At 45.7% G+C, this 11,770-nt stretch carries 13 protein-coding genes; 5 read left to right on the forward strand and 8 right to left on the reverse strand.

Annotated elements, in window-relative coordinates:
- The first annotated feature begins 4 nt into the window (after positions 1 to 4).
- Together ICN42_RS03400 and ICN42_RS03405 are read left to right on the forward strand one after the other, a co-directional pair.
- Positions 5 to 865, forward strand: coding sequence for an ATP-binding protein (locus tag ICN42_RS03400; RefSeq protein ID WP_216250860.1), 861 nt, complete (start codon positions 5 to 7; stop codon positions 863 to 865).
- Positions 866 to 877: 12 nt separating this feature from the next.
- Complete coding sequence (locus ICN42_RS03405) at positions 878 to 1,294, forward strand: NUDIX domain-containing protein (RefSeq protein WP_216250863.1); 417 nt, start codon at positions 878 to 880, stop codon at positions 1,292 to 1,294.
- On the opposite strand, the gene zapD is transcribed toward ICN42_RS03405, so the two are convergent.
- Genes zapD through ICN42_RS03435 form a run of 6 tightly spaced genes read right to left on the reverse strand, consistent with a single transcriptional unit; the run spans position 1,291 to position 6,616 of the window.
- Positions 1,291 to 2,043 carry a cell division protein ZapD gene (zapD, locus tag ICN42_RS03410; RefSeq protein WP_216250867.1) on the reverse strand — a complete coding sequence of 251 codons (753 nt, stop codon included), beginning with the start codon at positions 2,041 to 2,043 and terminating at the stop codon, positions 1,291 to 1,293. The two genes, ICN42_RS03405 and zapD, sit on opposite strands and share 4 nt — an antisense overlap.
- Positions 2,044 to 2,078: 35 nt before the next feature.
- Positions 2,079 to 2,741, reverse strand: a complete 663-nt coding sequence (gene coaE, locus ICN42_RS03415) for a dephospho-CoA kinase (RefSeq protein ID WP_216862426.1) — start codon at positions 2,739 to 2,741, stop codon at positions 2,079 to 2,081.
- Positions 2,696 to 3,169, reverse strand: coding sequence for an A24 family peptidase (locus ICN42_RS03420; protein WP_216250871.1), 474 nt, complete (start codon positions 3,167 to 3,169; stop codon positions 2,696 to 2,698). The genes coaE and ICN42_RS03420 overlap by 46 nt, the downstream gene beginning before the upstream one ends.
- A 26-nt stretch (positions 3,170 to 3,195) precedes the next feature.
- Positions 3,196 to 4,254, reverse strand: a complete 1,059-nt coding sequence (locus ICN42_RS03425; protein ID WP_216250874.1) for a type II secretion system F family protein — start codon at positions 4,252 to 4,254, stop codon at positions 3,196 to 3,198.
- A 5-nt stretch (positions 4,255 to 4,259) separates the two neighbouring features.
- Entirely contained in the window at positions 4,260 to 5,330 is a 1,071-nt protein-coding gene (locus ICN42_RS03430) for a GspE/PulE family protein (protein WP_216250877.1), read from the reverse strand.
- A complete protein-coding gene (locus tag ICN42_RS03435; protein ID WP_216250878.1) occupies positions 5,327 to 6,616 on the reverse strand; it encodes an HlyC/CorC family transporter in 1,290 nt (429 codons plus the stop codon). The genes ICN42_RS03430 and ICN42_RS03435 overlap by 4 nt, the downstream gene beginning before the upstream one ends.
- Positions 6,617 to 6,733: 117 nt before the next feature.
- Between ICN42_RS03435 and ICN42_RS03440 the strand changes: the two genes are divergently transcribed.
- Positions 6,734 to 7,228 (forward strand): methylated-DNA--[protein]-cysteine S-methyltransferase, encoded by a 495-nt coding sequence (locus tag ICN42_RS03440; protein ID WP_255539222.1) that lies wholly within the window; start codon positions 6,734 to 6,736, stop codon positions 7,226 to 7,228.
- Here ICN42_RS03440 and ICN42_RS03445 read toward each other — a convergent pair.
- Positions 7,225 to 8,205 carry a squalene/phytoene synthase family protein gene (locus ICN42_RS03445; protein WP_216250886.1) on the reverse strand — a complete coding sequence of 327 codons (981 nt, stop codon included), beginning with the start codon at positions 8,203 to 8,205 and terminating at the stop codon, positions 7,225 to 7,227. The two genes, ICN42_RS03440 and ICN42_RS03445, sit on opposite strands and share 4 nt — an antisense overlap.
- Positions 8,206 to 8,312: 107 nt before the next feature.
- On the opposite strand from ICN42_RS03445, the gene ICN42_RS03450 reads away from it, so the two are divergent.
- Together ICN42_RS03450 and ICN42_RS03455 are read left to right on the forward strand one after the other, a co-directional pair.
- Positions 8,313 to 9,728 (forward strand): sodium:solute symporter family protein, encoded by a 1,416-nt coding sequence (locus ICN42_RS03450; RefSeq protein ID WP_216250890.1) that lies wholly within the window; start codon positions 8,313 to 8,315, stop codon positions 9,726 to 9,728.
- Positions 9,729 to 9,829: 101 nt separating this feature from the next.
- A complete protein-coding gene (locus ICN42_RS03455) occupies positions 9,830 to 10,849 on the forward strand; it encodes a 2-dehydropantoate 2-reductase (RefSeq protein ID WP_216250893.1) in 1,020 nt (339 codons plus the stop codon).
- Between the two features lie 111 nt (positions 10,850 to 10,960).
- On the opposite strand, the gene ICN42_RS03460 is transcribed toward ICN42_RS03455, so the two are convergent.
- Positions 10,961 to 11,728 carry a fumarylacetoacetate hydrolase family protein gene (locus tag ICN42_RS03460; RefSeq protein ID WP_216250896.1) on the reverse strand — a complete coding sequence of 256 codons (768 nt, stop codon included), beginning with the start codon at positions 11,726 to 11,728 and terminating at the stop codon, positions 10,961 to 10,963.
- Positions 11,729 to 11,770: the final 42 nt, after the last annotated feature.

Consider the following 11,770-nt stretch of genomic DNA (forward strand, 5'->3'; position numbering starts at 1 on the left):
GTATATGAATGAAAAATTAGAGCAACTACTAAATCACCTAGAAACTTTTCTTCCTAAGCAGTTAACTGAGGAGCAGTGGAAATCTTCCACTGCTTTTAGATGGCGTCGTCGCGACAGTATTTTTGGAAGTATTGGGTTTCTACAACCAGTCAAACATGTGGCAGATATTAGCTTCGAGGATCTAAAAAATATTGATCGTCAGCGCGATGCTATTCGTGACAATACGAAAAACTTTATTCAAAAAAAGCCTGCCAATAATATTTTGCTAACGGGTGCACGCGGCACAGGAAAGTCATCACTTATTAAAGCAAGCTTGCATGAGTTTGCCAGCCAGGGCTTGCGTCTGGTTGAGGTGGAAAAAGAGCACTTAGCCGACTTAGCTGACATTACCGATTTATTGGCTGATCGGCCAGAACGTTTTATTGTTTTTTGTGATGATCTCTCATTTGAAGATGGTGAATCTGGCTATAAAGCTATGAAGTCTGCCTTAGACGGTTCTGTATCTGCCCAAGTGGACAATATTTTGATCTATGCCACCTCTAACCGACGTCACCTCTTGCCTGAGCACATGAAGGACAACCTTAGCTATTCTCATAGTGATGATGGTGAGATACATCCAGGTGAGGTAGTTGAGGAAAAGATTTCTCTTTCAGAGCGTTTTGGTTTATGGCTTTCTTTCTATCCACCAAAACAAGATGAGTATCTAGAAATTGTTGCTCATTGGTTGCGTCATTTTGGCTTGAGCGATGCGCAGATTGAGGGCGCGAGAGCTGAAGCATTGGTTTGGGCCTTAGAGCGTGGTTCACGTTCTGGTCGTGTGGCTTGGCAGTTTGCGAAGCACTGGGCAGGCTCACATGCTGCTTAATACTCGAAACCCATGATTGACTCCAAGCGTCCTGTGACGGAAGTTGCTGCTGGGATCCTATTGGATGCAGAGGGTCGCTATCTTCTAGGTCAGCGCCCAGAGGGCAAGCCCTATGCAGGCTACTGGGAAGTTCCAGGGGGAAAAATTGAAACTGGTGAATCTGTATTCGCAGCGCTAAAACGTGAATTGCAAGAAGAGCTCGGAATTGACATTGAGTCCAGCGAAGAGCTGGTTGTTTTAGAGCACGACTATCCACATGCTTATGTACGCTTGCATGTCAGCATTATTCGAAAATGGACTGGAGTGCCTAAGGGATGTGAGGGGCAGGCGCTGTCTTGGCAATTGCTCGGGGATGCACTTCCAACGGTGGAGCCTTTATTGCCAGCTGCATGGCCCATGCTAGAAAAGCTTAAGCTACTTAGGTCTTAGAGCTGGCAGAGGGTGAGCCTAAAAGGTACATCTTCATTGATGATCTGAGGCTTTTTATCTCCATCCGCTCTTAAGAAGCGGATCGATAGCAAATATTTATTGGCGCTTATTTCTGAGAAAAGTGAGTCATCTTCTACAGCAATGCGCATCAATTGATAAACCTTGCCAGATGGTGCTTGTTGATAAGAACCTTGATGCGCAACTACCTCTTTAGCTTCACCAGACTGACGCAGTAATCTCAAGAAAATTTGGCAAGCTTCATGCCATGGCAACAGTGGGGCAACGTATTTTTCTAGTAATGCCCTACGTTGAGTCGAGGGGATATTTTTCCACGCATGGTAGCTTGGCAAATCAATTGGACTGGTTCCACCAGGAATATTTAATCGAGTCCGAATGGCATTAAGCCACTCACTCTCAGTAATGGACGCATTTGGCTTACCCATCGACTGATTAATATTCAGCGCCGCTTTATCAATTTCAGACAGTGTTTGTGCGAGCGCTTCCTGGTCTACTTTTTGGGAAGACTTTAGGCCATTCAATGCATATTTTTGGCGCTCAAATTCTTTAAGCAGCAGGGATTTGATGTCGCCTCGGGAGCCAATGTCACCCAAGTCAAATAACGTCGCAATCGCATTGTGGTGTAACTCGGGATCATCGGATCGAAGGAAGTGATTAAATCGGGCGAACAAATACTCCAGTCGAAGCATGCTTCGAACTAATTCATTGAAAGGGTATTCGTAAACAATCACAAGCCTATATTCTATGACGAACTCGGGCTCGCTCCCTAAATTTTGAGCAATTGTTGGTGCAGATTTAGAACTTCTGATTTGAGCCTATCCAAGCTACCCTCATTTTCAATCACAGCGTTAGCGGCGGCTAGGCGAGCATTTCGGCTGGTTTGCGCTTTAAGGATATTTTCCACTTCTAAGTGGGTCATATTGTTGCGGTGCATCACTCTCTGGATTTGAGTTTCTTCTGGACAGTCCACCACTACGAGATAGTCAATCAGCTTTACCCAATATCCGGATTCAACTAGGAGCGGAACCACAAAGACTAGGTAGGGTGTACCAGAGTTGGCAATTTCAAAGGCTTGCTTAGCAGTTTCCTGTTGAATTAACGGGTGGGTGATCTGCTCCAAGGTATGCCGGGCATTGGGATCTTCAAACACTAGAGTCCGCATTTTGGGTCGATTAAGAGCACCTTGGGGATCAATAAAATCACTCCCAAATGTCTTGGCAATTAAGGGAATGGCTTTTCCGCCGGGGGCGGTGATTTGATGAGAAATCAGGTCTGTATCAATCACTCCAGCCCCAAGCTCACCCAGCAAGTTGCTAACCACAGTCTTTCCAGACCCAATGCCCCCAGTTAAACCAATTAAAGGAATTTTTCCCTTTAAGGCTTTTAGATCAGCTTGGAGAGGATCAAAGTTGGAATGAGTTGAGGCCATAACAGCTCAATGATGCCAGCAATAGCTAAAAAGGGGCCAAAAGGAAAGGCTTGCTGCAACTGATGGCCGCGGGATTTAAGCCAGATGCTGCCGCCCACTAAGCCAGTAATGGAGGCGATCAGTAGGATGCTGGGGAGGGCGCCCCAACCCAGGCAAGCGCCCAGCGCAGCCAGGAGTTTGGCATCACCCATCCCAATACCATTTCGGTTTTTCAGAAGGCGATAGCCAGCATTTAATGCCCACAGCGAGCCATACCCTAGCGATGCTCCGAGGAGTGCCGATATTGGGGTCGAGAGGCGCAGGTCCGAGACCCCGTTAACGGCAATGCCTAGAAAAATCAGAGGAAGTGTAATTGCGTTCGGCAGGCGAAAAGTGCGCCAATCGATATAGGCCAAATACACCAAAGCCAGAATCAGCAGGGTTTTCATTATCCATAGGCTTACTTTTGGATCCACTAAACGATTTGTCCTAAATTAAAAATGGGGAGATATAGGATTATGACTAAGCTGCCAATAATGGCGCCAACAAAAAGAATCATTACGGGTTCTAAGCTTTGACTAAGTGCGTTGAGTTGACCGCTCAGCTGTGAGCCTAGTGTAGTAGCACGCTTATTGAGCATCTCAGCCAGCGCCCCACTTTCAGCTCCGATATGCAGTAGTAGCAATGTCTCAACATCAAGAAGTCGTGACTTAGGATCTGCTCTTTTGAGTGACTCTCCCAAAGGCCAGCCACGAGTGAGTTGTTTAAAAATCTCGGCACTAAAATCATGACTCACCCAGTGATTTGAGGATTGTGCGGTGACCCTAAGCGCATCTGGGAGTGGTAAACCAGTCTCTAGTAAATGCCCTAAGGTTCGACACCAATGACTCAGCGTCGCCATTCTAAACAGATTGCCAAAAAATGGCGTGCGTAACAAGAAGACATCGCAGTATTTTTGGAGTGCGCTTGATTTGAACCAGGCGCACATAAAGCCAGTAGCTACCATCAGCGTGCCTAAGACTATTTCTAGGGCGTAATTTTGGATACCCGTGGAGATGGAGATGAGGACTCTAGTTGGCGCTGGCAGCTCAGCCTGAAAATGGCCAAAGACCTCTTTAAATACGGGTACAACCCAAATCATCATTACTAGAACAAGTAGAAAAGAGGTGGCCAAAGTGATAACGGGATAGGTTAGCGACTGCTGTACCTTTCTTCGTAACTCAATTTGGGCTTCCAGTTGTTGTGAAATTGTCCTTAGCGCCAAACTAAGGTCGCCCGTTCTCTCACTTACTCTAATAAGGTTGGAAAACTCTGGAGAAAATTTTCCATCTTGTGCGCTCAAGCAAAAAGAAAAGCTATTGCCTTTGTGAAGTTGGATACGAATATCCCCCAACCAAACTTGCCATGATTTTGGTGCAGACTGAATCAATAGTTGCATGGCATTCAGTAGGGGGAGTCCAGCCTGCAGAAGAACGAGCAACTGCTGAGCAAAATGCAGTTGCTCGGACTTGCTGAGTTTGCTCTTAAAAAGCATTCTGACTAATGCCAACTGCCAAGCTCGGAATCTAGCGATATCCGGTCTATTGAGCCAGACTTCAGTAATTGCATTCCTGCTGAGTGGATATCTAGAGCTTGAAGCGATTCAAATAACTGTTTGCTCCCCAACACCTCATGGACGCCAATGCGACCGAAATAGCCCGATCCCTTGCAAAGGCCGCAAGGTGTTTTACTTGGATTTAAATGGCACTGTTTACAGCATTTTCGAATTAACCTTTGGGAGCTTACGAAACGAAGACAAGATTCTATGGATTCTTGCTCTATACCTAGGCTTTTGAGTCGGCTTAAAGCGCCCATCGCATTGCGCGTATGAAGGGTGCTTAGTACTAAGTGTCCTGTTTGCGCAGCTTGAATGGCAAGCTGGGCACTCGCAGAATCGCGTATTTCACCGATCATGATGACATCAGGATCTTGGCGTAGGAGTGCGCGAATGATTGTTGGAAAATCCAACCCCGCTTTTGGGTGGTAAGCCACTTGATTCACTCCAGGGAGTCGGATTTCAATGGGATCCTCAACCGAACAAATATTGCGTTGCACTTGGTTGAGTGCGTTTAAGCAGCTGTATAGAGTTCTCGTTTTGCCACTACCAGTGGGACCGGTGACAAGAATCAATCCATTGGTTTGGCTAAGAGCTTCTTGAACTATGCGCAGTTGTTCTGGCAGTAAGCCAATTTGATCTAGAGCTAGTTCCTCGAGACGACTAGGCAAGATTCGCACCACCGCCTTTTCACCATGCAAGGTGGGAAGAATAGACACTCGGCAATCAATATTAGGATGGCTAAAGTCATGACCAATAACGAGACGCCCATCCTGAGGTAAGCGTTTTTCTGCAATATCGAGACGTGCCAATATTTTGATGCGTGTAATTAAGCGCTCATGCAGATCAATGGGGTATTGATCTTGTAATGTGAGGCGACCATCTATTCTTGCGCGTACTACTGTTTCTTGAGATCTTGCCTCAATATGAATATCCGTAGCCCGACTATTTAGCGCATTAACAGCGATGTCATGCCAGGTCCGAATAATGTGAGAGTCATGCAGTAGTTCGCTCAATCTTGATTCGGTTGAGTAATGGGTCGGTATAGCTTCACTGTTTTTACACCGTGCTCATCGAACTGAACGATTTCCATTACTACGCCAGCAATTCGAATGCTGACATCGTAATCGGGAATCGCTTCGAGCTTTTCTAGGATGAGCCCATTCAAAGTGCGTGGTCCGTCAAGTGGAAGATCTAGATTAAGAAGGCGATTTAGGTCTCGTAAAGAGGCGCCACCACTCGCCAGGTAAGTGCCATCAGCAAGCCAATGGGGATCATTGGAAAGATTGGAGAAAGAGGTGGTGAACTCGCCGATTAATTCTTCAACGATATCTTCAAAGGTTACTAGACCAAGTACTTCACCATACTCATTCACCACCAGGCTTAAGCGCTGTTGGTTATCTTGGAAAAATTGCATCTGCTGTAAGACAGGTGTGCCGCTAGGAATGAAGTAGGGCTCATTTAGCAAGGATCTGAAGTCTTCATGGTGAAGCTCAGCATTGCCTAGCAATGAGAGCGCTTTTTTTACAGATAGAATGCCCACAATGCGCTCCGAGTCACCATCGCACACTGGCAGCTTGTTGTGATAGCAGGTTTCTAACTGCTCAACCACTTCATTAATAGGTCGAGAGAGATCTAACACTTCAATCTTGGAGCGGGGGGTCATCACATCATCAACCAAGATATTTTCAAGGTTAAAAAGATTGAGCAAAATATTGCGATGATGGGCGGAAACAAAGCGATTGGATTCCAGCACTAAGCTACGCAATTCCTCTTTACTCATTACTCGATTCTCAGTCGAGGTTTGTAAACCAGAGATCTTCATTAAACCAGATACAAAACTATTAATAAACCAGAGTAGCGGCTTGAGTACAAAGGTAAGGGGAAGGATGAACCATCCAACATTACTGGCAATTTTTTCAGGAAAGGCTGCGCCGATGACTTTTGGAGTGATCTCGCTAAAAACAATGATGAGTAGCGCAACGATTAATGTGGCAATTGACAATACCAGGCCGCTATCGCCAAAAATATGTAAGGCAATGCCAGTAACTAAGATTGGCAGGATGGTGTTGATGAGGTTGTTGGAAATCAGCAGGACTGAAAGCAGTGAATCAATGCGCTTTAATAATCTTTCAGCAATGGCAGCTCCAGCATTGCCACCATTAGCCATTGCACGTAGGCGATGACGATTGGAGGAAAGCATGCTGGTTTCGGCCATAGAAAAGAAGCCGGATAGTGCGAGTAAAAATAGGACTAATGCGACTTGGCCAATAAAGGGCCAATCATCAAAAAAAGTGTCCATTAGCTATGCCTGCAAAGAATAAGGAACAATCAATATAGCAAAGTGCTACTTCACTAGCTATAGCTGTATCGCAATCATGTGTAAATGCATTCCTTAATGTATGTCAGAATCTTCCCTATGACTACCCCTGCATCAACCGAGTATTGCGTGATACCCGCCCCTTTTGGGTGCCTAGGGGTGCAGACAGAGTTAGTTGATGATAGTTTGATGATCTCAAAAATCGATTATTTGCCACCAAGCACTGCATTAGTTGCCCCGAGAAATGAGTTAGCTAAAACTTTTTCAAGGCAATGTGTTCAATATTTCAAGGATGCCTCCTCAATATTTGATGTTCCGCTGAAGCCTGCTGGAACGGCTCATCAACAAAAGGTATGGAATGCCACGCTAGGGATTGAGGTGGGGAAAACTAGCACCTATGGTGAGATAGCGAAAAAAATTAAAAGTGGACCCCGCGCAGTCGGTACTGCTTGTGGTGCAAATCCATATCCCTTAGTGACTCCGTGCCACCGGGTTGTTTCTGCACAAGGTCTCGGAGGCTTTATGAAAGAAGATAGCCCAGGTTTTTATCGTCAGATCAAAATTTGGCTCTTAAAGCATGAGGGTGTACTTTAACGATTTGTTGCCGAGAGTTTTCTAAGTTGGCTGGATGCGGCATAAAAGAATGCTTTCATCAGAGGCTCATTGCCAGCTGCGATCTTTGTGAAGGCATAAAAAATCCAAACGGTATTTCTGGAAAGCTTCATCTCAGATTGCTTACTAAATTCTTTTCTAGTGGCAATCTTTTCAAGCGTCATCACCGCAAGCCCAAAGGCAAGGAAGCAGAAGCGTCTCATACCCATTTCATGTTCTGGAATCAAGAGAATATAGCTTAGTGAGTCTTGAAGTTTTTCATAGGCAATCTTGAGGAGCTCGGTTTGACTGATTTGTGCTGGCTTCCAGGAGACCCCGCGTGCGCTATCTTCTGGAGAGTCTTTCAGAATATTCGTCATTTGCAAGGCCTGACCAAAGGCGATAGCAAGCTGCTCATGCCCTGTAATCTGTTTTGCAAACCCAGGGGAGTAGTGGCTAAAGATGCTTGTGAGCAGCTCTCCAACGACACCAGCCACCACATAGCAATACTCTTCAAATTCCGCGAGGTCTTTTAGTCCATCTTGGGTTTGGCGGCCATGGAAGTGGGACATGCCGTCAGACATGATTGAAATGCAGCGGCTAACGGCGGCCTGATCTCTGTTCGGAAAGGTGTGCAAAATACGAAGAACAGTAGGTGTATGCGCTATTAAGTCGAGCTCATCGACATTGGAGTAACCCTTCAGGGCATTTAGGCAGGGGTCTACAAATGAGGCTACGGGAATCGTTCCTAGAACTGCCTCCAAAAACAGCTTAGATAAGCCCTGCTTCTCCAGTGGACTCAGTTCGGCCGCATCCTCGATGGTGTCGACAATCCGACATAACAAATAGGTGTTGCCAACCACCATCTCAATTGCTGGGGGCAGAAGGGGGATGGTAAGGGCAAAAGTGCGCGATACAGAACCCAAAATCGCCTTTTGATAGGCTAGGTCAGTATTGGGGTTCTCTATGCTGGAATTCACCCATGAATTATGTCAGACCAGCCTACCAAAATTTGTCCTAATGGATTAAATGACATAAGTAACAAGGCCATATAATTTGTCCAAATTCCTGAAGGAGAAATTGGGCGATGCTGATTTGGTTTGTCATCATCTATTGGGTGGTATCTGTAGGCATTGGTCTTTGGGCTGCGCTACGAGTTAAAAATACTGCTGACTTTGCTGCGGCCGGTCATAGCCTCCCCTTGCCTATTGTTACTGCCACGGTATTTGCTACCTGGTTTGGCTCTGAAACGGTTCTAGGTATTCCAGCCACCTTCTTAAAAGAGGGTCTCGGCGGAATTGTTTCCGATCCTTTCGGATCCTCCATGTGTCTGATATTGGTCGGACTCTTTTTTGCCCGCCATCTCTACAACCGCCGTATGCTGACCATTGGCGATTTCTTCAGAGAAAAATATGGTCGTACCGTAGAGGTTTTGGTGACACTCTGTATTGTCGTCTCGTATTTAGGTTGGGTGGCTGCGCAGATTAAAGCCCTCGGCCTCGTCTTTAACGTCGTATCTGAAGGCAGCATTTCTCAAACTGGTGGCATGTTAATTGGTGCGGGTAGTGTGCTCATTTACACACTCTTTGGCGGTATGTGGTCTGTTGCGATTACTGACTTTATTCAGATGATCATCATCGTGGTCGGCATGCTCTATATCGGCGGTGAGATGACAGTTCAAACTGGGGGTATTGGTGTTGTCTTGGAGCATGCTTCTGCTGCCGGGCTATTCTCCAACTTCTGGCCAGATATGAATCTCGCTTCCATCCTGGGCTTCGTAGCTGCCTTATGCACCATGATGTTGGGCTCTATTCCACAGCAAGATGTTTTTCAGCGGATTACCTCCTCAAAGAACGTTAACATTGCAGTGCAAGCAGCTCTATTGGGTGGCGTGCTGTATTTCATATTCGCTTTTGTGCCGCTGTACCTTGCTTATTCGGCAACCATCATTAGTCCGGATTTAGTGAAGCAGTATTTAAATACTGATCCGCAAATGATTTTGCCTAAGCTGATCTTGAATCATGCACCGCTCATTGCCCAGGTGATGTTTTTCGGCGCTCTACTGTCAGCCATCAAGAGTTGTGCCAGCGCTACCTTGCTGGCACCTTCAGTCACCTTTGCGGAAAATATCGTAAGAGGCTTCTTTAAGCATTTGACTGATCGGGATTTGTTAAAAGTGATGCGCATCACCGTGCTCTGTTTTGCGGTCGTGGTCACTTTTTTTGCAATTAACTCCCATTTATCGATTTTTAAGATGGTTGAGAATGCCTACAAGATCACCTTGGTAGCTGCTTTTGTACCGCTTGCTTTTGGAGTGTATTGGTCTAAAGCCAATTCTTTGGGAGGCTTGTTGGCAGTTGTTTGTGGCTTAACCATCTGGATCAGTTGCGAGATGCTTGCCCCCAACTCTATTCTTCCGCCCCAATTGGCGGGGCTTTTGGCAAGTATCGTAGGCATGCTTTTAGGCGGACTAGTACCGCGGACCAGATTGATTGCGAGCTAATCTAACTTGCTTAAATATTAGGCGTAATATTTTGTTGCACCGCAAAATATTCTCCTCTAATATGACACTAATTCAAAATTTTTTATCCTTATGGAGTTCTTATGAAAATCTGTGTAATCGGTGGAGGGGGCGCTATTGGCGGTTACCTTGCTGTCATGTTGGCGCGAGCCGGTAATAACGTGACTGTTGTTGCGCGAGGTGCCACATTGGCTGCAATTAAAGAGCGCGGCCTTGCATTAATTATGGATGAGCAGCCTGAGCCCTTGGTAGCTCAGGTAAAGGCAGTTGAAAAAATTCGGGATGCGGAAACACCTGATGTCGTGATTTTGGCGGTGAAGGCCCATCAGGTAGAGCCGATCATCGAAGATCTCGCCGCAATCATGGGCCCGGAAACCATTCTGATCCCGATGCAAAATGGCATTCCTTGGTGGTATTTCCAAAAATTGGGTGGCGACTATCAAGATCACTCAGTTGAAACGGTCGATGCTGGTGGCGTTGCAAAAAAAGCAATCAACCCAAACAACATTATTGGTTGCGTAGTGTATCCAGCCACCTTTACTCAAGCTCCTGGTGTCATTCGTCACGTCGAAGGCAATCGCTTTCCATTGGGTGAGTTAGATGGCAAGCAGACTGAGCGTATTCAGAAGATGTCTGAAATGATGGCTGCTGCTGGATTTAAGTCACCCATCTTGGAGGATATCCGCTCTGAGATTTGGCTGAAGTTGTGGGGCAATATGACCTTTAATCCAATCAGCTCTCTGACTCACGGAACATTAGAAGGTATTTGCCAATATCCACTGACTAAAGAGTTGGCTCGCAATATGATGGCTGAAGCGCAAACCATTGCCGAGAAGTTGGGTGTGACTTTCCGTGTAGACATCGAGCGTCGTATTGCTGGCGCTGAAAAAGTCGGCAAACATAAAACATCGATGTTGCAAGATTTAGAAGCAGGCCGTAGCCTAGAGATTGACGCCTTATTAGGTTCTGTGATTGAGCTTGGCAAGATTACAGAAACACCAACACCTTGCCTTAATACTGTCTTTGCGCTAACAAAGTACCTTGATGAAAATGTTCAATCCTCTAGAGGTAGCTTGGCATTGCCATCTGTTTCGGGTTATTAAGAATCTACAGAAATATCGAGATTTATATCTAAAGTAATCGAGTATTAAAAAACCCTCACCACTAATTATGGTGAGGGTTTTTTGTTTTTAGGTCGGAATTTAGGTTAAAGCTTATTCAAAACGATTGTCTAGGCGCCCAACACCATCAATGATGATGCTGACATTACTGCCAGGCTTCATTGAGCCGACACCAACAGAGGTCCCGCAGGCGATGATGTCGCCAGCTTGCAGTGGTACATCTTGAGAGATCAAACTGACTAATTTTGCTGGTGGAAAAATCATGTCAGCGATTGGATAATTCTGACGCTCTTGATCATTCAATATTGTTTTAATTGTCAGCTTGCTTGGATCAACATCGGTTGTGATGTAGGGACCAAAGACGCCAAAGGTATTAAAGCTCTTGGAGCGCGTCCACTGTGCGTATCCGGGATCGCGATTCAGAATCTCAATTGCGGTCACATCGTTAATGCAGGTGTAGCCAAAAATGGCATTGGCTGCCTGAGTTTCATCTACTTCATGACAAGCTTTGCCAATAACGATCCCAAGCTCACCTTCATAAACCACTTTTCCGGAGTAAGACTTTGGCGTGCGAATGACTTGATTGGCTGCTAAGAAAGAGTTGTTACCTTTCAGAAAATATAAAGGCTCTACTGGCACTGCATGCTCAAGCTTGGTGACAAGTGCATGAAAGTTATCCACCATGGCTACCATTTTGGATGGGGTGCATGGTATATCGATAGTGACATCGGATAGCTTTAAAGTCTCGCCAGTTGCCTGGGGATTATTAAATAGATCGCCGGTATACACGGCAATCTGATCGCCCTGTACTTGTCCTAAACCCAATTTGCCTTGATGCTGAAATCTGAGCCATTGAGCCATAATGAATTCTCCTGATAGTTAATATTTGATAAGCAATATCTT

Origin of the sequence: Polynucleobacter sp. 71A-WALBACH (assembly GCF_018882365.1) — a bacterium.
Classification (GTDB): domain Bacteria; phylum Pseudomonadota; class Gammaproteobacteria; order Burkholderiales; family Burkholderiaceae; genus Polynucleobacter.